Origin of the sequence: Shewanella sp. FJAT-51649 (genome assembly GCF_019457435.1) — a bacterium.
Taxonomy (GTDB): Bacteria; Pseudomonadota; Gammaproteobacteria; order Enterobacterales; family Shewanellaceae; genus Shewanella; species Shewanella mangrovisoli.
The window spans coordinates 2,087,842-2,111,974 of sequence record NZ_CP080411.1; the positions used below are offsets into that span (position 1 = coordinate 2,087,842).

At 46.0% G+C, this 24,133-nt stretch carries 26 protein-coding genes and 2 tRNA genes; 18 read left to right on the top strand and 10 right to left on the bottom strand.

Going from position 1 to position 24,133, the window contains the following annotated elements:
- Positions 1-65: 65 nt before the first annotated feature.
- Genes minE through minC form a run of 3 tightly spaced genes read right to left on the bottom strand, consistent with a single transcriptional unit; the run spans position 66 to position 1,828 of the window.
- Positions 66-323, bottom strand: a complete 258-nt coding sequence (gene minE, locus K0H59_RS09400) for a cell division topological specificity factor MinE (RefSeq protein ID WP_011622938.1) — start codon at positions 321-323, stop codon at positions 66-68.
- Between the two features lie 2 nt (positions 324-325).
- A complete protein-coding gene (gene minD / locus K0H59_RS09405; protein WP_011717313.1) occupies positions 326-1,135 on the bottom strand; it encodes a septum site-determining protein MinD in 810 nt (269 codons plus the stop codon).
- Between the two features lie 27 nt (positions 1,136-1,162).
- On the bottom strand, positions 1,163-1,828 hold the full coding sequence (minC, locus tag K0H59_RS09410) for a septum site-determining protein MinC (RefSeq protein WP_011717312.1): 666 nt from the start codon (positions 1,826-1,828) through the stop codon (positions 1,163-1,165).
- A gap of 123 nt (positions 1,829-1,951) precedes the next feature.
- Between minC and K0H59_RS09415 the strand changes: the two genes are divergently transcribed.
- From K0H59_RS09415 to K0H59_RS09425, 3 genes are read left to right on the top strand one after another with little or no spacing between them, the layout of a single operon-like run.
- A complete protein-coding gene (locus K0H59_RS09415) occupies positions 1,952-2,230 on the top strand; it encodes a YcgL domain-containing protein (RefSeq protein ID WP_220055584.1) in 279 nt (92 codons plus the stop codon).
- A 24-nt stretch (positions 2,231-2,254) separates the two neighbouring features.
- Complete coding sequence (locus tag K0H59_RS09420; protein WP_220055342.1) at positions 2,255-3,256, top strand: lytic transglycosylase domain-containing protein; 1,002 nt, start codon at positions 2,255-2,257, stop codon at positions 3,254-3,256.
- A 56-nt stretch (positions 3,257-3,312) separates the two neighbouring features.
- The gene (locus K0H59_RS09425) at positions 3,313-3,753 is read left to right on the top strand and encodes a YcgN family cysteine cluster protein (protein WP_220055585.1); all 441 of its coding nucleotides are present in this window, start codon (positions 3,313-3,315) and stop codon (positions 3,751-3,753) included.
- Between the two features lie 264 nt (positions 3,754-4,017).
- On the opposite strand, the gene K0H59_RS09430 is transcribed toward K0H59_RS09425, so the two are convergent.
- On the bottom strand, positions 4,018-4,518 hold the full coding sequence (locus K0H59_RS09430; protein ID WP_086904117.1) for a peptidylprolyl isomerase: 501 nt from the start codon (positions 4,516-4,518) through the stop codon (positions 4,018-4,020).
- A gap of 45 nt (positions 4,519-4,563) precedes the next feature.
- Entirely contained in the window at positions 4,564-6,027 is a 1,464-nt protein-coding gene (locus tag K0H59_RS09435) for a DEAD/DEAH box helicase (RefSeq protein WP_220055343.1), read from the bottom strand.
- A gap of 311 nt (positions 6,028-6,338) precedes the next feature.
- Between K0H59_RS09435 and K0H59_RS09440 the strand changes: the two genes are divergently transcribed.
- Positions 6,339-8,129 carry a DUF885 domain-containing protein gene (locus tag K0H59_RS09440; RefSeq protein ID WP_220055344.1) on the top strand — a complete coding sequence of 597 codons (1,791 nt, stop codon included), beginning with the start codon at positions 6,339-6,341 and terminating at the stop codon, positions 8,127-8,129.
- A gap of 202 nt (positions 8,130-8,331) precedes the next feature.
- Here the strand turns inward: K0H59_RS09440 and K0H59_RS09445 are convergent, their stop codons facing one another.
- Entirely contained in the window at positions 8,332-8,652 is a 321-nt protein-coding gene (locus K0H59_RS09445; protein ID WP_011717305.1) for a hypothetical protein, read from the bottom strand.
- 219 nt (positions 8,653-8,871) lie between these two features.
- Here K0H59_RS09445 and K0H59_RS09450 point away from each other — a divergent pair, with 219 nt between their 5' ends.
- The 3 genes from K0H59_RS09450 to K0H59_RS09460 are packed head-to-tail and all read left to right on the top strand — an operon-like array spanning position 8,872 to position 11,891.
- On the top strand, positions 8,872-9,366 hold the full coding sequence (locus K0H59_RS09450) for a putative 4-hydroxy-4-methyl-2-oxoglutarate aldolase (RefSeq protein ID WP_086904121.1): 495 nt from the start codon (positions 8,872-8,874) through the stop codon (positions 9,364-9,366).
- A gap of 42 nt (positions 9,367-9,408) precedes the next feature.
- Positions 9,409-11,229, top strand: coding sequence for an AsmA family protein (locus K0H59_RS09455; protein WP_220055345.1), 1,821 nt, complete (start codon positions 9,409-9,411; stop codon positions 11,227-11,229).
- A 2-nt stretch (positions 11,230-11,231) separates the two neighbouring features.
- Complete coding sequence (locus K0H59_RS09460; protein ID WP_220055346.1) at positions 11,232-11,891, top strand: BsuPI-related putative proteinase inhibitor; 660 nt, start codon at positions 11,232-11,234, stop codon at positions 11,889-11,891.
- A gap of 247 nt (positions 11,892-12,138) precedes the next feature.
- On the opposite strand, the gene K0H59_RS09465 is transcribed toward K0H59_RS09460, so the two are convergent.
- The gene (locus tag K0H59_RS09465) at positions 12,139-13,686 is read right to left on the bottom strand and encodes a LysM peptidoglycan-binding domain-containing protein (RefSeq protein ID WP_220055347.1); all 1,548 of its coding nucleotides are present in this window, start codon (positions 13,684-13,686) and stop codon (positions 12,139-12,141) included.
- A gap of 252 nt (positions 13,687-13,938) precedes the next feature.
- Positions 13,939-14,742, bottom strand: coding sequence for a hydroxyacylglutathione hydrolase (gene gloB, locus K0H59_RS09470; RefSeq protein WP_220055348.1), 804 nt, complete (start codon positions 14,740-14,742; stop codon positions 13,939-13,941).
- Between the two features lie 195 nt (positions 14,743-14,937).
- Between gloB and K0H59_RS09475 the strand changes: the two genes are divergently transcribed.
- Both K0H59_RS09475 and K0H59_RS09480 read left to right on the top strand, forming a co-directional pair.
- Positions 14,938-15,672 carry a class I SAM-dependent methyltransferase gene (locus K0H59_RS09475; RefSeq protein ID WP_220055349.1) on the top strand — a complete coding sequence of 245 codons (735 nt, stop codon included), beginning with the start codon at positions 14,938-14,940 and terminating at the stop codon, positions 15,670-15,672.
- 23 nt (positions 15,673-15,695) lie between these two features.
- Entirely contained in the window at positions 15,696-16,595 is a 900-nt protein-coding gene (locus K0H59_RS09480) for a LysR substrate-binding domain-containing protein (protein WP_011717298.1), read from the top strand.
- A gap of 36 nt (positions 16,596-16,631) precedes the next feature.
- Here K0H59_RS09480 and rnhA read toward each other — a convergent pair whose 3' ends face one another.
- Positions 16,632-17,108 carry a ribonuclease HI gene (gene rnhA / locus K0H59_RS09485; protein ID WP_088211289.1) on the bottom strand — a complete coding sequence of 159 codons (477 nt, stop codon included), beginning with the start codon at positions 17,106-17,108 and terminating at the stop codon, positions 16,632-16,634.
- A 70-nt stretch (positions 17,109-17,178) separates the two neighbouring features.
- On the opposite strand from rnhA, the gene dnaQ reads away from it, so the two are divergent.
- The 4 genes from dnaQ to K0H59_RS09505 all read left to right on the top strand — a co-directional run bounded on the left by dnaQ (position 17,179) and on the right by K0H59_RS09505 (position 19,855).
- Positions 17,179-17,907: a DNA polymerase III subunit epsilon gene (dnaQ, locus tag K0H59_RS09490; protein WP_011717296.1), complete on the top strand. Its 729-nt coding sequence runs from the start codon at positions 17,179-17,181 to the stop codon at positions 17,905-17,907.
- A gap of 10 nt (positions 17,908-17,917) precedes the next feature.
- Positions 17,918-19,480: a TIGR03503 family protein gene (locus K0H59_RS09495; protein WP_220055586.1), complete on the top strand. Its 1,563-nt coding sequence runs from the start codon at positions 17,918-17,920 to the stop codon at positions 19,478-19,480.
- A gap of 165 nt (positions 19,481-19,645) precedes the next feature.
- Positions 19,646-19,722: transfer RNA gene (locus K0H59_RS09500), tRNA-Asp, on the top strand.
- A 56-nt stretch (positions 19,723-19,778) separates the two neighbouring features.
- Positions 19,779-19,855, top strand: a tRNA-Asp gene (locus K0H59_RS09505).
- A gap of 21 nt (positions 19,856-19,876) precedes the next feature.
- Here the strand turns inward: K0H59_RS09505 and K0H59_RS21240 are convergent.
- Positions 19,877-20,011, bottom strand: coding sequence for a hypothetical protein (locus K0H59_RS21240; RefSeq protein ID WP_258405904.1), 135 nt, complete (start codon positions 20,009-20,011; stop codon positions 19,877-19,879).
- Between the two features lie 285 nt (positions 20,012-20,296).
- Here K0H59_RS21240 and K0H59_RS09510 point away from each other — a divergent pair, with 285 nt between their 5' ends.
- The 5 genes from K0H59_RS09510 to K0H59_RS09530 all read left to right on the top strand — a co-directional run bounded on the left by K0H59_RS09510 (position 20,297) and on the right by K0H59_RS09530 (position 24,077).
- Positions 20,297-20,728, top strand: coding sequence for a GNAT family N-acetyltransferase (locus K0H59_RS09510; protein WP_220055350.1), 432 nt, complete (start codon positions 20,297-20,299; stop codon positions 20,726-20,728).
- A 516-nt stretch (positions 20,729-21,244) separates the two neighbouring features.
- Positions 21,245-21,814: a hypothetical protein gene (locus K0H59_RS09515; protein ID WP_220055351.1), complete on the top strand. Its 570-nt coding sequence runs from the start codon at positions 21,245-21,247 to the stop codon at positions 21,812-21,814.
- Positions 21,815-21,935: 121 nt separating this feature from the next.
- Positions 21,936-22,532: a hypothetical protein gene (locus K0H59_RS09520; protein ID WP_220055352.1), complete on the top strand. Its 597-nt coding sequence runs from the start codon at positions 21,936-21,938 to the stop codon at positions 22,530-22,532.
- On the top strand, positions 22,532-23,659 hold the full coding sequence (locus tag K0H59_RS09525) for a hypothetical protein (protein ID WP_220055353.1): 1,128 nt from the start codon (positions 22,532-22,534) through the stop codon (positions 23,657-23,659). The genes K0H59_RS09520 and K0H59_RS09525 overlap by 1 nt, the downstream gene beginning before the upstream one ends.
- A gap of 85 nt (positions 23,660-23,744) precedes the next feature.
- Positions 23,745-24,077, top strand: coding sequence for a hypothetical protein (locus tag K0H59_RS09530; RefSeq protein ID WP_220055354.1), 333 nt, complete (start codon positions 23,745-23,747; stop codon positions 24,075-24,077).
- Positions 24,078-24,133: the final 56 nt, after the last annotated feature.

The following is a 24,133-nucleotide window of genomic DNA, read 5'->3' on the forward strand; positions in this document are numbered from 1 at the left end:
CGAAGGCTGGGGAAAGCGCAGCAGAAAGCGTCATCCCCGTGATGAGGATGACGCCAACGCTCGACTTATCTGTCAGGCAATGTGACGTTAAGTTCGAGTACCGACAGGTTATCGTCGTTCTGATCTAACTGCACAGAAACTTGATCATCAGAAATATGCACATATTTGCGGATAACTGCGATAATTTCTTGTTTCATCTGTGGAAAATAATCGGGGGTGTCCCGTTGTCCACGTTGATGGGCCACAATAATTTGTAGTCGCTCTTTTGCCATTACCGCAGTGCTAGGCTTTTTCTTGCTTTTGAAATAGTCGAGTAAAGACATAATTAGCTACCAAATATCCGTTGTAAGAAACCTTTTTTCTCTTCCGTAATGAAGCGTACTGGCACATCTTCACCCAGTAAACGCGCGACCGTATCACTGTAAGCCGCACCTGCATCACTCTCTTGATCGATAATCACAGGCACCCCTGAGTTAGAGGCCTTGAGTACAGATTGTGATTCAGGGATAACACCAAGTAATTCAATGGCAAGGATTTCTTTTACATCGTCAACACTTAACATTTCGCCCGATTTTACCCGACTCGGCGAATAACGAGTCAGCAGTAAGTACTCTTTTATCGGCTCTAAATTCAGTTCGGCGCGGCGTGACTTGCTTTGCAACATGCCCAGAATACGGTCAGAGTCGCGAACCGAGCTCACTTCAGGGTTGGTGGTCACAATAGCGATATCGGCAAAGTACAGCGCCATCATCGCACCTTGCTCAATCCCTGCTGGTGAGTCACAAATAATAAAATCAAATTCTTTGGCTAAATCATCGAGCACACGACCCACGCCTTCTTTAGTCAGTGCATCTTTATCGCGGGTTTGCGATGCAGGCAGTACAAACAGTTTTTCACAGCGTTTGTCTTTGATGAGTGCCTGATTTAAATTGGCTTCGCCGTTGATCACATTGACAAAGTCATAGACGACGCGGCGCTCGCAGCCCATGATCAAATCTAAGTTACGTAAGCCTATATCGAAATCGATAACAACAGTTTTATGCCCTTGTATTGCAAGTCCAGTTGCAATCGCCGCACTGGATGTGGTCTTACCAACACCACCTTTACCTGAAGTGACAACAATAATTTGTGCCATGTTTCTCTCTATCCTTTTTTATGCCATTTAGAGGGGCAATGATTCAACGATAAGCGACTCGCCATTTAAGCGAATGCAGCCGCTTTTATCTGAGCTATGTTGTTGTAGATTTTCAGCGAGCCAATATTGCCCTGCTATTGAAACTAATTCGGCCTCGAGGGAATGGGCGATGATTACCGCGCTGCTGTCGCCGGCCGCGCCCGCCATGGCTTTTCCTCGTAATGCGCCATAAATATGAATGCTACCATCGGCAATGACTTCAGCGCCATTACCTACGGCACCAAATATGATTAAATCACCATTTTTTGCATAGACCTGCTGGCCTGAGCGGATATTTTGCTTCAAAACCTTCGTTTGACGCGGTGCAGGCGGGGGCGTCACGCTTTGTTTGCCCGCTTTGACGATAGCAAGGCCTAGGGTCTTGGCTTGATTACTAAGAGCAGTCGTTGCTCCGGTGATCCCCACGATAACGAGCTGGCGGGAAAGTAATAACTCTTTTAAGCCATGTAAATTGAAATCGTTATCTTGGATGGCGCTGAGATTGACGACTAAAGGGGCACCCAGAAAAAATTGAGGGGCTTGTGCCAATTTGCTATCTAATTCAGCCATGACAGCATTTAAGTCGCTGCTATTGATATGAAGCACTGAAAGAGTAAAAGAAGCGCCTTTTAACTCTAAGCTAGGTTTTGACATCCCGGCACTATTCTCCAGAAATCATCAGTCGGTTCGCTGATTTTACAATTAAATTACTAGGCGACCATGTTATAGTGTGCCCCATTGACTGGCAAGTTTGAACTATTGGATATTTATACTCTTATGCTATGTGCGGTTTATAAAAGTAGTCGAAAGGCTGACACTTACTTATTTGTGAACAAAAGGGACTGTTTTGATGATGTTCCCCAAGCGTTGTTGGAGATGTTTGGTGTGCCTCAGTTAGTGATGGTGTTCCCCATCGCTAAGCGTGAATCCCTCGGTATCGCCGATATTCAAAAGGTCAAAGCAGCACTCGAGGAAAAGGGTTTTTATTTACAAATTCCGCCACCGCAGGTTAATTTATTGGCCGAACACAGAGAAAGTCTTGGGATTAAAGACTAGCCCATAAACTGCGGACAAAGGTATATGCCAAAGACCCTCCTTCAACGCGTTGCAGCATGTACATTGATTTTCTTGCCCTTGATAAGCCATAGCGCGTTAGGGCAAGACGCTTCCTTCAACGATTACCTCCTAAAGCTTAAGCAAGAGGCAAGTGCCCAAGGCATTAGCCAAGCGACGATCAACAACGCTTTCCCGCAGATAAAACGCTTTAAAAAAGCCAATGTGGCCGCAGCGCCAAGCCAATCCCAAACCCTTGAAACCTATCTGCCAGAGGTGGTGCCAGAATGGAAGGTGGATACGGCGCGCGTACTCTTTAACGAGCATGAAGTGCTATTTAGCAATATTGCCGATAAGTATCAGGTGCAGCCGCGGTTTTTAGTGGCGCTCTGGGGCTTAGTCTCTAACTTTGGGGATGCGTCGGGGGATTATCCAGTACTGTCTGTGATGGCGTCGTTAGCCTTTACTGGCGAAGATACGGCGCGTTACCAACGGGAGTTTATGGCTGCGCTTTCCATCATGGATAAAGAGCATCTTAAGTTTGATGATCTTAAAAGCAATGACAAAGGTTTTATGGGACAAACCCAATTGCTACCGAGTGAATATTTAGCCTACGGCCAAGATGGCGACGGTGATGGTAAAAAAGACATTTGGCATAATGTGGCCGATGCGTTTGCCTCTGCCGCAAATCTGCTAAAGCAGCAGGGCTGGAATGGTGAAGATACTTGGGGACGTCAGGTTCAAGCACCGGCGGATCTTAAGGCTGAGTTTATCGGACTTAATCAATCCCAAACCTTAGCCAAGTGGCAACAGCTCGGTGTCAGGCGGTTCGATAATACGGATTTACCGAATCGTGAGGATATTCACGCTTCGCTTATCATGCCTGACGGTGTTAAGGGCCGAAAATATCTGGTCTATGGCAATTACCGCGCCTTAATGCACTGGCAAGCAGTGAATTATTTAGGCGAGGGTGATTATTTTGGCATCTCTGTGGTGCATTTATCGGAGAGAATTAAGACTCCCCAGTAAATTGGTGTAAAATGGCCCGCATTAAGCGGGTTTTTTATATGAAGATAAGCGTAAACATGGCATTTTGGCAGAATAAAGCGTTAACCGAGTTGACGTCGCAGGAGTGGGAGTCCCTCTGCGATGGTTGTGGTAAGTGTTGTTTAAACAAGTTGATCGATGATGAAACCGAAGAGTTGTATTACACCAATGCAGCTTGCCTACTGCTCGATCATCAAAGTGCCAGTTGCAAGCATTATAGTGACCGTTTTAGCCATGTTCCCCAATGTACTGTGATCACACCGCAAAACGTCCATGAACTGACGTGGTTACCCGATAGCTGTGCCTATCGTCGTTTAGCCGCTGGTCGAGACTTGCCAAGCTGGCATCCATTACTTACGGGCTCTAAAGAAGCCATGCACCTTGCGGGGATGTCGATTCAAGGCAAAGTGGTGGATGAGCGCAGGGTGAAAGATATTGAAGATCATATCGTGCTGTGGCCGCTTAAGAATCTGGATTAACGCCATCCCAGCAGCTTTTAGTCTCTAATAACTGACGTTAATAAACAGCCAGACGTTAATAAACAATCAGATGTGAAAAAACAAAAAGGAGCAACTAACCATTGAGTTGAGTGCTCCTTTTTCTATCTAGGGTTTAAAACCAAAGCCTTATCTATCAAGGAATGGATGCGCTATTGCTGTACCACAGCTAAGTAACGCCACACTATTCATCGATTAGATAAAGTAACTTATTCAACGATCATTACTATTTTTCAACGGTAATTATTATTTTTCAACAATAGTTACTTTTTCGATAATGATTGGCTCACGGGGCACGTCCTCATGGCCTGCAACACGGGTGGTTTTTACGCCTTCAATTTGCAGCACGACCTCGAGTCCCGCGGTGACTTTACCAAATACCGCATAACCCCAACCGTTGTTCGTGGTTGCCGTGTGGTCGAGGAACTCATTGTTGGCCGTATTGATAAAAAACTGCGCGGTCGCCGAGTGCGGTGCATCGGTACGGGCCATAGCGATAGTGCCAAACACATTCGATAGGCCTTTGTTGGCTTCGTTGACAATCGGCTCGTGGGTGGGCTTTTCTTTCATTTTGGCGGTAAAGCCTCCGCCTTGAATCATAAAGCCTTTGATCACTCGATGGAAAATCGTGTGTTCATAAAAACCTTCTTGGCAGTAGCGGATAAAGTTTTTGGCGGTAACGGGCGCGCGCTCCATATCGAGTTCGATACTGATATCACCTAGGTTGGTTGTAAAAATAATCGTCATATTTGCTTCTGCTATTTTGAGTTAATTCGTTAATAAGCTGCTAATTCACTTAGTGCTTTTGTGCCAAGGATTTGCTTGGGGTTCGCTATCGCCCTGCGGCTTAATGCTGTTTTGCCATGGATTACCTTGCAATGGGTTAGCAGGGCGGCTATTTGAGCGAGTATCTGAGCGACTATCAGCCCCTGCCTTTTGGCCTTTAGGCGCAGAAGTCGCCTTGGCACTGCGATGTTTCTTGGCTTGTGTCGCCTCAAAGGTGCCCGGCTTGCCACTCGAATAGGGGCGTGGTTGAGCACTTGTCTCGGCGAGTTTATGGGATTTACGCTCTGTTGAAGATGCCGATTTAGGCACAAAATCGAGTATAGAAATCGGCACGACTTTTTTCGGCTCAAAGCCAGCAATCTCCCTGCGCACGATAATATGACCTAAGCGGCGCTCAATGGCGCATAGGTTTCTAAAATCATCCTTAGAGACAAAGGAAATTGCTTCCCCTTGATTACCCGCACGTCCTGTACGACCAATGCGGTGGATATAGTCGTCGGCTTCATCGGGTAAGTCGTAGTTAATCACCCGCGCTAAGGCATCGATATCAATGCCGCGTGAGGCCACGCCCGTGGCGACTAAAAAGGAGACTTTACCCGCTTTAAAATCGATCAGCAGTTGCTCGCGCACCGCTTGGCTACGCCCACTGTGAAAAGCCTCTGCAACAATGCCACGCTTTTCTAACTGGCTAACCAATTTGGCGGCGCCGTGTTTGGTTTGGATAAAAATTAATGCCTGTGACCAGTTATTTTCTTGGATCAAATGACTTAACAGCGCCGACTTTTTATCTTTATCGACCGTGGTCAACCATTGGTCAATATGAGTTGACGCCGCGCTCTTACGGCTGATTTCAATCTCGATGGCGTCCGGAATCGCGGATTTCGCCAGCGCTTTCACCTGTTTCGATAAGGTGGCTGAAAATAAAAGGTTTTGTCGCTGCTCGGGGAGTTTTTCTATGATGCTATTAATATCTTCGATAAAGCCCATATCGAGCATGCGGTCGGCTTCGTCGAGCACCAATACTGAGACTTCATCGAAACGAATGGCCCTTTGGGTATACATGTCGAGCAAACGCCCAGGCGTGGCCACCAGTAAATCGACGCCTTCAATCAGCCGTTTCTTTTGCGGCGCGGCGTCGACACCACCGTACATCGCCATGGCCGTTAAGGGTAAATACTTGGCGTATTGGTTGATATTTTCTTCGACCTGAAGCGCAAGCTCACGTGTGGGTGTGAGTATGATGGCTCGCACTCGCTTAGGGCGGATCTTGGGCGCGTCAGCGAATCTGTGCAGCAGCGGCAGCACAAAACTGGCGGTTTTACCTGTACCCGTTTGCGCCGCAGCAAGCACATTCTTGCCCGCTAAAATGCTGGGAATGGCCTTTGTCTGTATCGGCGTAGGGGTCGTGTAACCCAGTTCAGTCACAGCTTTGACAAGCGCGCTGTGTAATCCAAGTTGGGAGAATGGCATTGAGAGTCTCAACTAAATGATTTATTGGCAAACTGTAGGCCTGAGGCGAACAGCGAAGCAGGTCGCTATTATAGCAGTAGCGATAGTGAAATAGGGGATTATCTCACACGGGTTGATAGTTGAGTGCTATCGGCACTCGGGCTTACAAATTTGTAACTGGGCATGTATTCGCTTGCAACACAGCTGCAATTAGGCGGCTGATATGATTAACTTAAGTCCTTTTATTGGCGTCTGATGAGTTAAGTTTTAGACGCTTACGGTCGCCTCGAGGCACTGGAATTAACGCATAAATATAAAAAGGACGAAAAAGAATGAAGAAAACCGCCATCTCTCTTGCGATCTTGTTATCGCTCACAGGCCTTGCGGGTTGCCAATCGCAATCAACTCAAGCGTCAGCCGATACCGCCAAATCAAGCGCAGTCAGTGCTGATGTCAAGACCAGCGCCTTTGCACAATTTAGCCAGACCTTTATCGATGATCTGTGGCAATTAGCGCCAACCTGGGCACTCTACAGCGGCAAACACGTTAATGATGGCTATTTAGAAATCCCCAATGAAGCCAGCCGTGTTAAGACGCTCGCCTTTGTGAAAGCCCAGCAGGCAAAGCTGAAACAGTTTGAACTTAAGTCTCTGAGCTCTAACGAAACCATCGATTATCACCTGATTGATAATCTGCTAAACAGCATGGCGTGGGAAATCACCGACTTTAAATCATGGCAATGGGATCCCTCGAGCTATAACGTGGCGGGCGGTTTTGCACAAATCATCAACGAAAACTTTGCGCCACTGGATGACAGATTACGTTCCGTATTGGCCAGAATGGAAAATATCCCCGCTTATTACGCCGCGGCGCGCAGCAATATCCAGCAGCCAACCCTAGAACACACTGAATTGGCTGTGATGCAAAACCAAGGTGCGTTTTCGGTCTTCTCCTATGATTTATTGAAGCAAGTAGCGGATTCGGGTCTGTCGGATGCGGAAAAATCGCTGTTTAAATCCCGTTTCGATACGGCAACGAAAGCGATTAACGAACATATTACTTGGTTAAATGCACAGGTCAGCCAACTTAAAAAAGACGGCGCCCGCAGCTTTAGAATTGGCGAAGAATTATACGAGCAAAAGTTTGCCTTTGATATCCAAGCGGGCATGACAGCAAAACAACTTTATCAAAAAGCCATGGCGGATAAAGAAAGAGTGCAAGGTGAAATGGCGAAGATCACCGACAAGCTGTGGCCAAAATATTTCACTACACCAAAACCTGCCGACAATAAAATCGCGATTCGTCAATTGATTGATAAATTATCGACACAGCACGTTAAGCGTGATGACTTTGTGAGCGAAGTGCGTAAACAAATTCCTGAGTTGATTGAATTTGTAAATCAAAAAGACTTAGTGACTTTAGATCCTAAAAAACCATTAGTCGTACGTGAAACCCCTGAGTATATGCGTGGTTATGCGGGAGCTTCGATTAGTGCGCCTGGTCCTTATGATAAATTAGGCAATACCTATTATAACGTCACACCACTCGATGGTATGAGTGATGAATCCGCTGAAAGCTATTTACGCGAATATAACCACTGGATATTACAGATTTTAAATATCCATGAGGCGATTCCTGGACACTACACCCAATTAGTTTATTCCAATGAGTCGCCAAGCTTAGTGAAAAGCTTATTTGGTAATGGCGCTATGGTCGAAGGTTGGGCCGTTTATACCGAACGCATGATGCTTGAAGAAGGTTATGGTAATTTCGAGCCTGAAATGTGGTTAATGTATTACAAGTGGAATTTACGTGTTATCTGTAACACCATCTTAGACTACAGCATTCATGTTAAAGGCATGACTGAAGAGCAAGCCATTAGTCTGATGATGGATGAAGCGTTCCAGCAACGTGCTGAGGCGGAAGGCAAATGGCGCCGTGCCACCCTAAGCCAAGTGCAGCTGACGAGTTACTACTCGGGTTACCGTGAAATTTACGATTTCCGCGAGGAATATAAGCAACTTAAAGGCAAGGATTTTGACCTAAAAGCATTCCATGAGAAGTTCTTAAGTTATGGTAGTGCGCCGGTGAAATATATTCGCCAATTAATGTTAGAGCAGTAATCCATCATCCAGATATAAGGCGCTAACAGAGCGCCTTATATCTATTCGCTAAACGCCATTCGCTTAAAATCGATTCATTGGTCATGAATGATGTTCCATAACGTCCTTAAGACCGCCAAAATCACTCAAGCAACAATCCTGAGATGCTTTATTGAACCGAGATATTAGCGGAAAGGGTAAGATGTGTAATTTTCGAAGAAGATTATTTCTTAGTGTCAGCATCTGCCATGATGGCTAATACTTCTTCGTAGGAAAGGTTTAATTCGCGAGAGAGGTTAATGATTTTGGTTTTATAGGTTTGAATGTTTTCTTGTTGTGCAAGCTGATGTTTCTTTTCTTCTACTAATTCGTTAACAGTTTCTTGCAATATCAATAATCGACGTAAACTGTAGTCTAGGGATTTGATATATTTCCCCATTTGTTGTTTATTACGGGCTTGCTCAAGATCCGTTGAGGCTTTTTTCTCATATCCATATTCATCGAGCGCGGCAATAGCGCTTTGCAAATCAAGATCTGTTGTCATTTGGTGTTCACTTTATTACAAGAAGTTGAGAAGCGAAATAATGAATTAACGTACCCAAGCGGGTGTCATAGGAGGTTAACTATCGCAGATTATCATGTTTATGCCAATGCTCATAAACTATTTAAAGTGTAAACCTCATTAAAAAGTCGAGTTTCGCATTGGGCTTGTAGGGGTCTACAATAATGGTTAGTCTAAACTTTTCACTTCGCGGAGATCCAAATGCTTGATCTATTGCCTGATTTGTTCGATCACTACCCTACAAAACTGTCGCTGTTACCGCTCGATTTTCGCAGTTTTGGTGGTAAGCGTTTGTTTTGGGGTGAAGTTGTGACGGTCAAATGTTTTGAAGATAACTCCAAAGTGAAAGAAGTGCTGGCCCAGCCCGGTCATGGAAAAGTATTGGTCGTCGATGGTGGCGGTTCACCCCGGCGGGCGTTACTTGGGGATTTGATCGCGCAAAGTGCCCTCGATAACGGTTGGCAGGGGGTGGTGATTAATGGCTATGTCCGTGATGTGGCAAGGCTTTCTACTTTTAATCTCGGCGTCTATGCCTTAGGGGCTATGCCTATCAAGACCGAAAAATTAAACCAAGGTCAAATCGATGTGCCGATTGAGTTTGGCGCTGTGACAGTAAAACCCGGCATGATGCTTTATGCCGATGAGAATGGTATTGCCGTGAGCGAGGCATCATTAAACTTTGCCTTTCTAAGTTAAGTGTTACCAAAAATTCAAGATGTTATTGATAAGGATGTTTCTATGAAATTCATTAAGTGGCTTTTAGCTCTTCTGGTGACCTTAGTGGTTGCAGTCACCTTATATCTCACCGTATTTTTCGACCCTAATGATTTTAAACCAGAAATTGTCAACGCCGTTAAAAAGCAAACTGGGCGTGAGCTTGTCATCGGTGATGATTTGTCGTGGACATTTTTCCCGACGGTTGGGATTAATCTAGGGGGGATCTCACTCTCCAACCCCGAGGGATTTACACCTAAAGCTATGCTTGAAGTGAATAAAGCTGTGGCAGAAGTCGAGCTTATGCCACTGTTTAGCAAGCAAATTGAAATCGCGCAGCTAAGCCTTGATGGTGCCAAAATCAATTTGGTCACCCGAAAAAATGGCAGTTCGAGCCTCGATGGCTTAACGGGCAAGGGCGCAGATAAACCCGCAACGCCTGCCGAGCCTAGCGCCAAAGCACAATTAACCAGCATTGATGTGGGCGGCGTTTCGATTACCAATACCGAAATCAATTTGATTGATGAAGCTAAGGGACAAACCCAAACCTTAACCTTGAAGCAATTTACGCTGGGGGCATTTTCACTCGATAAATTTGCGCCTATGGCCTACGAATTTGCCGCGACCCTGCCTGATATGACAGTGAGCAGCAAAGGCGAAGGGCAAATCAAGTTAAGCCATGATTTTAATCAACTGGTGATTGAGAAGCTGGATATTGCGACTCAAGTTGAAGGCGAGGGGATCCCCAATAAAAAACTGACCGCAGAGGTTAGTCTAAACAGTCAAATCGCATTAGATAAAAAGCAGTTGTCGGCGGACATCAGTAAATTAACGGCGATGGATATCAATGCAGCGGGCAAGTTGGCGGTGAATTACGGCGGTAAAGTGCCGCAAATTAACGCGGATTTGCAAGTGGGTGACATTGACCTCGATGCCTTATTGCCAAAATCGGATACGGCGGAAAAACAAGCCGCTGCCACGCCTTCACAGACTCAGGCGGTTGAGCCAGATCTTACCGCGCTCAATGGCTTAGATGCCAAACTGACATTGGCTGTGAAATCCATCAAGGTGGCGAACCTGTCAACGCAGAACTGGTTGATGGATTTAGGCATTAAGAATGGTGTGGTTGATCTTAAGCAACTGACGGCGGATCTTTACCAAGGTAAATTGATGCTCAATGCGCAAGTTGATGCCCGCTCAAAAGTTGCCAGTTACCAATTTGATAAGCAAATCTCGGGTGTACAAATTCGTCCATTACTTAAGGATGCCGCTGAGCTGGAAATCCTAGCAGGTACGGCCAATTTCAACGTTAAGGGTAAAGGTAAGAGTTTAATTCCAGAGCAGTTGAAGAAAAACCTACTTGCTAATGGCCGTTTTGATATTACCGACGGTGCCCTTTACGGGGTGAATATTCCACAAATGATCCGTAGTGCTCAGGCCAAGTTAAAAGGTGACATGTCTGCCGACACCAAAGAAGAGCGTAAAACCGACTTCTCGAGCTTGACGGGTAACTTCAGCCTAGAAAACGGTGTAGCGACAAATCCTGATCTTGCCATGTCATCACCGCTATTACGGGTGGCGGGTAAAGGCAGTGCAAACCTGTTGACCGAAGGCTTGGATTACCGATTGACCACGACCTTAGTCAATTCCCTCAAAGGTCAGGGCGGTAGCGAGAAAGATGCATTGGCTGGCATTGATATTCCACTGGCGATCACCGGCACCTTCCAAAAACCTGAGTATGCCTTAGATACCCAAGCGCTGCTGAACAATCAGTTGAAGGAAGAAACGGATAAAGCCAAGGATAAATTAAAGGACTCCCTACTGAAAAAACTCGGTGGTTTTTAGGCATGGGAAAACACATCGCTAAGCATGTTTCTGCTAGCAAGCGTCGACCTAAGCAGACATTAACACGCATTGCGCGCCCACTTGGGATGGCATTGCTGGCGGGGCAGCTGTTTGGCTGCTTTGCCCCGCAGGCCCAGCCTAATCCGCCAAAAACGGATATTCGTACCGAGGCGGCGAAACAACCTGAAGTGGTACAGACCGCCGATTTAGCGGCCAAACTACAGGGAATTGAAGCAAAATCCAGCTTAAAAGTGGAACAGGTTTCGAACAATCAGTCTCAGGATTTGCTCACTGGTACGCTTTCCCTCGATGCTTTTGTGGATTTTAAACAACCCCTTAAGGCGACATTAACGGTTCGCAATCCCTCGACTCAGGCGGTTGCACTGCGTTATCACTCGGGCATGACAGCCGATTTGCTACTGACCACAGTGCAAGGAAAGCGTCTTTGGGCTTGGTCTGACGATATGATGTTTACTCAAGCCCTGCGTGATACTCAGTTAGCGGCTGGTGAGGAGCTGGTGGTCAGGTTTGCGATCCCGGCAAAAGCCTTGGCTGGGATCCCAAATGAAGGGGCTCATCTTGAGGCGCAATTTGCCGCTAAGGCGCTGGAGAGTGAATTGCCAGCAATGGCGCCCGTGGTGTACTTGCTCACCCTCGAGTAGCGGTTGCTAAACATAGCGCCATTCTTGCAAACTACTGTGTATTTAACATTGCAGATTGAAAGAGTGCAGGCTCGAAGGGCAAGTCTCGAGGGGACTTAGAACGGATCTTGCGAATAAAAAAGGCAGTAACCCAGTGTTACTGCCTTTTTGTTTGCCTTATCACAACAAGCTTAAGTGTTAGTGCTTGTGGCTCTATCGCCGATAAGTCGGGCTTAACTCAATATCTAAGTCGTTTTCAAACTCAGCATTACGCATTTAAATTGCTTTCATCCACAACCAGCTTTAACACTTGGCCGGGTTGAATATATTGTGATGAGGTTAAGCTGTTCCATTCGAGCAGCTCGGCAACCGTCACTTTAAACTTGCTGGCAATGCGCGCTAAGGAATCGCCAGATTTCACCTTGTAGCTGACGGTACGAATTTGCTCCGCTTCCGCTTGGGTTTGCGGCGCAACGATCGTCAGTTTTTGGCCCATCTGCAATTTACTGTCTTTGCTTAAATGGTTCCAAGCGGTGAGCTGTTTCACCGATACCTTATGATTCTGTGCGATTTGCCACAGGGTATCGCCGGATTTCACTTGGTAAGTCAACTTATTGCCAGAGGTCGAAGTTGCCGCTTTTTTAGGTAACTTCTGGCTGGTTGACATGGCATACAGCTGTTTATCGTCGGCAGAGACCGGAATAATCAGGTGTCTACCCGCGACGATATTGTTATTTTTCATACCATTAGCCGCGCGGATCGCATTGACTGTGGTATGGTGTTTCTTTGCAATGGCGCCGATACTGTCACCGGATTTAATGGTGTATCTGAGCCAACTTACACGTGCGTCACTCTCGGTTTCGGCCAGTGCTTTTTTAAACTCTTCTGACTTATCAATCGGCAATACCAGCGTATGGGGTCCCGTCGGTGCGGTGGCCCAGCGGTTATATCCAGGATTGAGTTTTAATAGCTCATGGGTCGTCATATTGGCGAGCCCTGCAGCCATAGCTAAATCAATTTGGCTATCGATATCAACCACTTCAATAGAAGGGCTGTTTTCAATTGGCGCTAGCGTGATGCCGTACTCGTCGGCATGTTTAATCACTTCGGCGAGGGCCAATAACTGTGGCACGTAACGCTCAGTCTCTTTTGGCAGATCCAGTGACCAAAAATCGGTTTTAAGGCCTTTATCTTCATTGCGTTTAATCGCATTGAGGACGCGAGACTCGCCCGAGTTGTAGGCTGCAATCGCATAAAGCCAATTGTTATTGGTTTTGTCGTACAGATATTCGAGCATGTCCAACGCGGCCACCGTGGAGGCGGGCACATCGCGACGACCGTCGTACCACCAGTTCATCTCTAACCCAAAATGGCTGGCCATTGGGGTCGTAAATTGCCAAAGCCCAGAGGCGGCACTGGCTGAGGATGCGCTGGGATCGAAGGCGCTTTCGATAATCGGTAGCAACGCGATCTCAATGGGGAGATGGCGCTTTTCAAGCTCTTCGACGATCAAATACATGTAAGGCGCCGCACGCTCAGAAATCACTTCGAGGTGTTTGGGATTCTTGATGTACCAATCGCGATAATAGTTAACTAATTTTTTGTCAGGAACGGGGAGTTGCATTCCTTGACGAATTCGCTCCCATACATCAGTAATTTGCGCCGACTCGGGTTCGGTTGCGAGATAATACTGTGGGACGGTATTTTCGGTTGTGACGGTTTCAGCTTCAGGCTTGGTCACCTGATGGTTGTCTAAAGTCTGACAACCTGTGAGTAGGGCAAATCCCCCTACTACAACATAAAGTGATACTCTCATGGAAAACGATAGTCCTCTGTTAGTGCATTGCCACTGCACAATCTCATCTAGCCTAAATAAGCTAACGAATTGATTATTATGTAAATAGTGGCAACACAGAGCGCAAAGTATTCACGCAAAAACGAGCCATTCTATGGGATCTTTTTGATCTTGTCCCTAAATTATCGTACATCTTGTAGGGTCACTTTTGATTTACATCATCAAAAGTGGAAAAAACTGTATAAATTTCAGCCATAAATAGATCGTTTTTTACTAAAAAATATCTTTCCACTGCCTGAGTAGGGTAAAACAGGTCAGTTCATCTGCTTTAGTCAGATCTTGATCACAAAACTGATTTTTTATGCTGTCGACTATGGGGGGCGACAAAGGGCGCAGGAAGGGATTAATGGCTCGCTCTAATCCGATCGTAGAGGGAATGGTGGCTTTGCCTTGGGCACGAAGGGTGCTTGCCTGCTCCACGTAGGCGTTAAGCGCTTCATTATCAGTATCGACCGTTTGGGCAAACTTCAGATTTGATAAGGTGTATTCATGGGCGCAGTAGACTCGGGTTTCATCGGGCAGCGCCGCGAGCAGACTTAAGGATTGCCACATTTGGCTTGGTGTGCCCTCAAATAAGCGGCCGCAACCTGCGCTAAAGAGGGTATCACCGCAAAATAATGCGTCATCAACCAGATAGGCGATATGCCCAGCGGTATGCCCGGGTACGGACAGGATACGTACGGGCGATTCAATAAAAGGCAGGGTGAGTGTGTCACTCTGTTTTGAAGCAATCGGCTGATTGATGCCTTGAATATCTTCACTTTGTGGACCATAAACCGCTAAGTCATGGCCTGTAGTCTGTTTTACATGGTCCGTTAGGGCGGCGATCCCACCCGTGTGGTCCCTATGGTGATGGGTGATCAAAATACCCGCTAACGAGAGTCGCTGGGCGTGCAAGTTGTCGAGCACGACATTGGCATCACCTGGGTCAACCACATACACGGCTTGCTGGGAGTCTTGTCGCAACATCCAGATATAATTGTCATTAAAGGCATTAATCGCTGTTATAGTGAGCATAGCACCGCCGATCGCTGTATTTCGTTTTGAAGATAAGGTTATTATCCATAAGAGGGGCTCACTTGGCGACTATTGCGATTGTCCATGCCAATTGCTTATGGCATAAGCTAGGGACAAATGCCTAGGCGGTAATGGGCAAGATGGGTGATTTGCATTCAGCATTAAGCATATGGGTAACGTGAAGGGAGGAGACTTGTGTCGTATAACAGTTCTATGCGCAAACCCGAGCAATGGGATGATTTGCCCAATGGTCCTGCACTCCAACAAGCCGTTGCCGATAAGCTTGCCGATTGGTGGCCAAGGGTGTTTGGCTACCACTTACTCAAACTCGGTCCGTTAAGCGCCGATCTCTCGAGCATGGCATCCCCCGTTGCCCACCATTTCTCTCTGTGCTCAGAACCCAATGCCTCGTTAATTGGTGATTTTTGCCACTTACCCCTGCAGAATGGGGTGATCGATGCGGTGCTGATGAGCCTGCTGCTCGAATTTGAAGCCGATCCTTACCGTATCCTACGGGAAACCGACAGGGTGCTGATCGCCGGCGGATACTTATTTATCGTGGGCTTTAACCCCCTAAGCCCAGTGTTTCTCGGTAAGTTATGGCCAAAATATCAGGACAATCTGCCCTGGTGTGGGCGTTTTTTCATGCCATCTCGAGTGCGAGATTGGTTAGGGTTATTAGGCTACCAAGTCGTCAGCGATGAGCGTTTAGTCTACCACCCGTTAATTGGTGAGTTTAATGATGGCCGTTTTATGCAGCAAACCTTGGCCTCATGGCTACCCAGTGCGGGCAGCTTATATTTGATTGTGGCGCGTAAATTAGAGTCGCCATTAACGCCCATCCGCGACAAACGTAAAGTGTTACAGCCGAATTGGACCACAGCCCCGAGCGCGGGTCGAACCGGGCATTTATCCGAACATACCAAATAATTTCATTCATTAATGAGTCTGTTATGCGAATAACCTTAAGGCAACTTGCGGTATTTGAAGCCGTTGCACGCAGTGGACAAGTGGCGAAAGCGGCGGAGCAAGTTAATCTGTCGCCGCCTGCAACCTCTATGGCCTTGGCCGAATTAGAAAAACAGCTCAATGCCCGTTTATTTGAGCGGATTGGCAATCGATTACAGCTCAACTCCCAAGGAAATTTGTTGTTGCCACTGGCGACGGACTTGTTACATAGAGTCGAGCAAATCGAGCAGGCGTTTACACGCCAAGACGGCGATTTAGTCGGGCATTTAAGCGTGAGTGCCAGTTCCACGATTGGTAACTATTTGTTAGCAAAAGCGGCGGTGGCCTTTTGCCAGCAACATACGCAGACCCATGTGGATGTGGCCATTACCAATACCCAAGAAGTGATCCAATCGGTCGCGCAATTTCGCGCCGAAATGGGGTTTATCGAAGGACATTGCACCGATAATCGCTTGAATATTGAGCCTTGGCATAAGGACAGACTATTAGTCTTTTGCCATCCCGCGCATCCCCTCGCGGGGCAGACGGTTAAACCCGCGGCAGTCAAAGGTCAATCCTGGGTATTAAGGGAGGAAGGCTCGGGCACGCGTGAATATTTTGTCAATGCAGCCAATGAATTAGGCATGCAGCCTGAGGCGAAATTCTGCTTTACCACGCCCGATGCCATTAAGCTTGCAGTAAAACAAGGCGCTGGACTGGGCGTGCTCTCGGAGTTGGCGCTGGATAAAGACATCAGCCGAAAAGAGCTGGCACTGGTAACCATTGAAGGCCTAGTGCTAGAGCGACAGTTTTATCGGATTACCCACAAGAGCCGCCAAGCCACGTCATTAGGCCTAGCCTTTGTGCAGTTTTGCGGCAATTTCTTCCATTTATCTCGGGAGTGATCGGCACAACGTTTAGCGCCGAAATGAGGGCCGGTTTTAGGACTCAGGCTGATAGCCTTCATCGACTTGGGTAGGGCTCGCTTCAGCGGCGGCGCGGGCGAGTTGATCGCAGCGCTCGTTTTCAGCGTGTCCGGCGTGGCCTTTCACCCAACGCCAATCAATTTGATGGAGTTGGGCTGCTTTGTCTAAACGTTTCCAGAGATCAACATTTTTCACTGGTGTACGATTCGAGGTCATCCAGCCTTTTTTCTTCCAGCCATGGATCCAGGTGGTGATCCCTTGGCGCATATATTGGCTATCGCTGGTTAAAATGACCTTACAAGGCTCTTTTAACGCCTCCAGGGCGACGATGGGGGCTAATAATTCCATGCGATTATTGGTCGTCAAGGCAAAACCATCGGACATCTCCTTTGTATGGCCCTTATAATTCATTACAATGCCATAGCCACCGGGGCCAGGGTTGCCTAAGCAAGAGCCATCGGTGAAGATGTGGATCAGTTTTAGTTCAGTCATCAAATGGTTATCCGCAGCGTAAATACCGGCCGAGTATAACCAAAAAATGTCATAAGAAGCGCATAAAAGTATGAATATTATCTCAAACGCAAGCCGTCAGGTTATTTTGGATACTGAAACCACGGGTATGAACCAAGGTAGTGGGGCAGTGTATTTAGGCCACAGAATTATTGAGATAGGGTGTGTTGAGGTGATCAACCGCCGTTTAACGGGCCGTTATTTCCATCAATATATCAATCCCGGCCAAGCGATTGACCCAGAAGCGATTGCGGTTCACGGCATCACCGATGAGCGCGTCGCCAATGAGCCTAGGTTCCATCAGATAGCGCAAGAATTTATCGATTTTATCAGTGGCGCCGAAATTGTGGCCCATAACGCAAACTTCGACGTGAGCTTTATGGACCATGAATTTTCGCTGCTGCAGCCATTAGGGCCAAAGACCAGTGAAATCTGTGAGATCTTAGACTCCCTCGATATCGCAAAATTTTTGCATCCAGGGCAAAAGAACAACTTAGACGCCCTATGTAAGCGCTACGGTATCGATAACTCTCGCCGCCTGTACCACGGCGCATTACTCGACGCCGAGATCTTAGCCGATGTGTATTTGGCGATGACAGGCGGGCAGACCAAGTTCAATCTCTCTAACGATGAAGTCGGTCAAGAGGCGGGGGGCATCCAACGCTTTGATCCGGCATCACTTAATCTTAAAGTGATCAGCGCATCGGCCGATGAACTCGTTATGCATGAAAAGCGTCTTGATTTAGTCGCAAAATCAGGAAAATGCCTCTGGAGAGGATAATTTATTGCCTATGACGATGTCGCTGCGAGAATCCCTACGAAATACCACATTAGTGCTCGGCGGCCTCTGCTTGAGCGCTTCTTTGCTTGCCGCCGATGCTCTGACTACTGCTGTTAAAACCACTGAGCAGCCTGCCAATATGGCGCCAAAGGCCCAAGAAGCGCAGCCAAGCGTCGCAAAACCCAATGGTGCTCAAGTCAGTGAGCCAACAGTCAGTGAGGCTAATGCGAGTGCAGATAAAGCTGCTGACGGGCAAGCTAGCGCCGAAAAGCCAGTTGATGCCAAGCTGAGTGACGACACTCAAGCTAAGCCGCCCAAACCAGCGACTCGAAAAGTGGTGCCCATCGATACTGCCTCTGAGCTTAAAAATCGCTTTCGGGTGGATCATATGGTCAGCAGCATGACGCTGTTGATCCAGCGGGAGTACGGTTCGGCGCCTGTGGTGATCGTATTGCCCGACGGCAGCAAGTGGTACGCCAACCGTCACCCTGAAACGGTGAAATGGGTCGATGGTATTACTGGCGACATTATTTATATCGAATCGCCTCAGCCTGGCCCTTGGCAGCTGGTGGGTAAGGTGGTGCCGGGATCGCAACTTAAGCGAGTCTCTAAACTTGAAATTGAAGTGCAGCAACTGCCACAGCCGCTATTCCAAGGTGAAGAAACCAAAGTGGTTGCTCAATTGATGGGGGATGCGGAGCGGGTGCGCATGCCGGGGCTCGATTATCTTGTCGAATGGACCGCGCATTTTGTCAGTAAGCATCGTGCAGGGGATGAAAACTTTGCCGCCGGTGACATTATCGTCGGCTCTTACAAAGATAATGGCGAAAAGTTCGATGAAAGACCCGACGATGGCATGTTTACCAGTGATATCAATCTAAAACAGCCCTGGGGCGAGTACGACTTTGTGGTCCAAGCCCGTAATAACGTGTTTGAACGACAGGTTTCTTTTCCCTTTACCTTATCGCCACGCCCCGTGAATGCCGAGGTGATCACCCCTGATGATCCGTTAACGGGGCGATGGAAAATCATGTTGCACGCCGATAGCAGTGTGCTGCAATTGGCTGAAACCCATTTTTCATTCGAGCTTGTTGGGCCAGCAGGTTTACAGCTTCCCCTTGTCGTTCATGGGCTTAAGGAGAGCGATACTGAACTGCCTATACCACCAGTGACCGAGTTTGGCAGTTACCGTATTAAAGGTACTGTGGCGACAACCACGGTCACAGGCCGTGAAATCCTGCTCGATTTGCCAGAACTCTTCTTTAACTTAGTGCAGCCTCCTGAACCGCCACCGAGTGAAGAGGAGCTAGCCGCCGTTGCTGCGCAAAAGGCCGCCGAAGAAGAGGCCGTAGCAAAACAGGATGCGCTGTTTTGGATCATTACCATCAATGCCGTGCTAGTACTGCTTGGGGTCGCGGGGCTGATTTTCTGGCGTAAGCGTCAAAGTCTCGCACAGGCACTGGCCGCCGCAGAGCAACGGATGTTAGATGAGGCTGGGCAAAATAAGCCAGAGGCGCCATCCCTCGATGAGATTGATTTGACCATGCCGGATGAGCCGGATAATCGCCGATAAAAGCACAGAACTGTTTGGCTATTTCGACGTCAGCTTGCAGATATTTTGTCCATTTATCATGGGGTTTTGTTAAGTTTGGCGAAATTTTAACTAAACGATGCAATTGAGTGAAAAAAACGGTTGACGCTTCGAACGCTCAACCGTATTATTCACCGCAACTTGAGTGGAGCGGTAGTTCAGTTGGTTAGAATACCGGCCTGTCACGCCGGGGGTCGCGGGTTCGAGTCCCGTCCGCTCCGCCAGTCAAGTTGTTGAAAGTTAAAATTATAGTGCTCTAGTAGCGGTATAATAAAAATTTGGAGCGGTAGTTCAGTTGGTTAGAATACCGGCCTGTCACGCCGGGGGTCGCGGGTTCGAGTCCCGTCCGCTCCGCCAACATTCATGAAGCCCATGCTATTAATTAGCATGGGCTTTTTGATTTTCATTAGTTCCTATCTCATTTCTTTCTTCGTGACCGTGACCAAAATGTGACCATTTTGTGACCATAACCCACTTTTGACCGAGGGTCATTTTTAAAATATTGTTGGTCATCTGTAGTATCAGTCTATTTCGCTTTTTACTATTTTAGAGTTGGGAATTTCTAATGATAGTTGGCATGTATTCACAGAACACTCTATGAACTTGTGTATTATAGCTAGCCTGGCTAGCTCAATTTTGCCCCGTTCGGTGTTAGATTTGCTATTTACTTCTGTGCTGATGGTTTATCTTTTCCCAAATAAAAGTAATGTTGATGCTAAATGGACGGACATATCCTTTGTCGGTAAAATACCCACTCGCGGCTGCACATGAATTTCAGTCAACTTTAGAGTAAATCCTATGATTGTAGAAAATGTGCTTCCTGAAAATTATGCAGAAATGCTTGATGTTTGGGAAAACTCAGTCCGAGCAACTCATGACTTCATAACAGAAGAAGATATTGAGTTTTTTAAACCAATTATCATTGAGCAGGCTTTTCCAGCTGTCACGTTAAGGTGTGTGAAAAATGAAAGTGGTTCAATTCAAGGTTTTGTGGGTGTCCACGACTCAAAGATTGAAATGCTTTTCATCTTAAGCGAGGCAAGAGGGCAAGGAGTTGGTAAAGTGCTACTGCAATACGCAATAGAGCAGTTAGGTGCAACCAAAGTCGATGTGAACGAACAAAATCCACAAGCGGTGGACTTCTACGAGCATATGGGATTCAAAGTCGTTTCGCGCTCGCCACTTGATGATATGGGAAAACCTTTTCCAATTCTGCATATGACACTTTAAAGCTCGGTTTGTCGTAACCAAGTTTGTTAGAAGAAACGCCCAAAGCTAATAACTTTGGGCGTTTCCGTATACGCTAGCATTGTTATTAATTGACTAGCTAATGCCCCATTCCGTGTTTCGGCTCGTTAGCTCAATCGAAAATTCCCACACCTGCTGGCTTACAAATTTTTATCTATTTGCCTATGTTTGGCCTTACCAGAAGTAAGCTAACAATGTATGGGTATATAGTCGTATTTAAATTTAGGTGTTTGGGTATGGTTTTCAGACAAAATCAGTGCGCATTAATTCCATTTACAAAAAATAAAATTCTATAAAATCAATTAACTATAGTGGATGAGTTTTAGTTAATAGGTTTGGAAAACGCGCATGCGCGTTTTTCCAGATGGTGTATTCGGCTGAAAGCTGATAAGTTCTTTGCATACAGGTAGTTAACCGTGCGCGTGTTCACTGGTCCAACGAGGTAAACGCGCATGCGCACGAACAAAATGTTATATTTTCAGTCGCAATCGAGAACAAATGAGATACCTTCCAATACTTTTAATTTGCCTTCTGAGTTCATGTGCAACAACAGATGATAGAACTGCAAAAGTACAGTTTCTTAATTTGAAGCCACAAGCAAATTCGACGTTAGTGCTCGAAATTGATTTGTTTCTTTCTTATGAGGAAATACCTGGTGATGTCATACCAAGTGACCTGAGTGAAGCTATAAATGATTCTCTTAGATGGAAGTGGTACAGAACTAAAAAACTGCCTAACGCATGTTATTTCATTAAGTACGCAGCAACCGAAACCGAACCAGAAGATTTTGATTATGGGTTTGCAATGCTCGACATAACTGAGAATTCTGTAATTGGGAATCTGTTGCTTTGGCCTGATGCAGGTTTAAAAATAGACTTAGACCTTTCATCTGAAAACTACGTAAAGGGTCAAGCAGAGTGGTGGGGAGGCCCAAATATTATACTTTTGGATGATGATGGTAATGAAATACAAGAAAATTCAGAACCAAGTATTTCAATGCTAGAGGGGCAAGTTGATAATACCAGCTCAATTAAAAGATGCTTTGAACATATAAGAAATAAAATATAACAAGCCAATTAAGGCGGGACTGCTAACAGCTTGCTCAGTTCCGCTTCGCTACACATTTTAGCAAGCTATTATCAGCCCCTTATTGGGGCGTTAGGGCCCCGATTAAATCACGGAGAAAGCTATGCACGATTATGCTGTATTTGGACATGATAGATCTGCTATTGGAAGGTGGTTGGGGTTTATATCTATTGCCCTCTCAGGTGGAATTGCTCAGCTATTGGCTATTGCTAGTAATCTAAGTGGCATTGATGCATTTACAAAAGCAACAATTACCACTGGCGTAGTATATTTTTTGCTTCATTGGATATTCAATAAATGGGTATGGAAAATTCCATTGTTTGAAGTTCCAAACTTAAATGGGGAATGGGAGCTTAAGGGGCAAACGCTTAATGATGATGGGACTACTAAATTCGATTGGGAAGGTTCTATTGGAATTGAGCAAACTTGGAAAAATATCCAAGTACATCTAAAAACAAAAAACAGTCAAAGCGAAAGTTATACGGCGACCTTTTCTAAGCGATTCGGTCCAACAGGTGGCTGGCTTCTTTCATATAGTTACAAAAATGAGCCAGAAATAGAGCAGAGCCATGAGTTGAATTCTCATAAAGGTTACTGCGAAGTTGAATTTAATAAAGAACTTACGGTTGGCAAAGCCTCCTATTTCAATAGTGCAGGAAGAAAGACATTTGGTGTTATGAATTTGAAAAGGGTTCAATAATGATTGACTTTGAAAAACGGTTGAAATCGCTTAAAGAGCGCAGACAAGGAACTCGTGAACGAGCTATTTATGAGTCTATGGAGTCTTTTTCTGCCAATAACGCAATACAGCGAGGAGTTGATGTCAGGAAATCAGAATCATTTGAAAGTCTGAATGAAGTCGCTGGTGTCAAATACGCGATAGGCGCAATGTCCGCTGTAGAACCAGCATCTACAAAGGTATCTATTGATGAGGGTAATCGAGTAGCTGATAGTCTTATTAATAGTTTGCTAAATAACGGTGAATCTGTCACCAAACGGCTTCAAGGCTCAGTGGCTTTAGATATTCATATCAAAGGGCATTCTGATGTTGATATGCTGATCATTGTTACTAACCCTGTAAATATTGAACTTCCTAAAGTAAATCCAAATGGATACTCTCCCGCAACAGATCCAAGAAGTCTGATTAATATTGCTAAAGATGTTAGGGCAAAATCAGAACGTATTCTGCCCGTTAATTTCCCTAAGGCAGAAGTGGATAGTTCGGGAAACAAGTCAATTGCTTTGGAAGGTGGAAGCTTAAGACGAAAGGTTGATATTGTTCCAGCCATTTGGTTTGACACAATAAAATATCAGCGTTCAGGTCTAGAAAGCGACCGAGGTATTAAAATATATCATAAAGCAGATCATGAATTTCATCTTAATTATCCATTTACCCACATCAAAATGATAAATGATAGAGATTCATTGTACTCAGGAAATTTGAAATCTGTAATCCGACTATTGAAGAACATGATTGCTGATATGCCTGACTACAAGAAGAGAACTGTAAAGAATTTGAGTAGCTATGATTTGGCTGCAATAGCATTTCATATGAATGCAGATTTAAATGTACCTAGCTACATGAAGTTGGCACTGGTGGAGAAAGCTCGAGCACATTTAGCCTTTCTTAATTCTGTAAAATCTTATCGTGATACTCTCGATGTTCCTGATGGTAGCCGAAAGATCTTTAATGAAGAAAGTAAGACTGAAGCTTTAGAAATTCTTACAAATGAAATTTCAGACTTAGCTAAAGCAATTTATGAGGAGCTCAGGCCTTTTAGCCAGAGCTATGATGCAAATGTCATCCTCAATAAGTCTGTATTTTAGCCCTAACAAGCGCATGTTGTCGGACTGGTTTTCCGCTGCGCTCCAAACCAGCCGCAAATGCGGGCGTTATGCCTAAGGAGCTGTGATGAAGTTTTTAGCTGTCATAGCCATTTTGTTCTCTCTTCATGCGGAAGCTACTGAAGAGAAATTGCTGTGCGAACATAGAGAATTGCGTATTGAGCCAGATATGCAAATGAAGGAAAGTTTTTTCACTGAAAGTAATGCGGAGTCAGCTAAATCTGAATTAGAGAAGCTTGATTTAAGCAGCAATGATTTGATGATTCAGTTCGCCATTGAAAACAACAGCCGAATTGTGCGTGGCTATAAACTGCGAGCCAGAGCTATCGAGTCCGACAATGAGGAAGATATCAAATCTTTCTGCGATTTCTATGTGTCTGAGGCTTTCTATCACGACTAAAGGCAAACAAGGCTCAGCAACACGCAACTTACAAACTGCCATAGTACTTGGCGTTA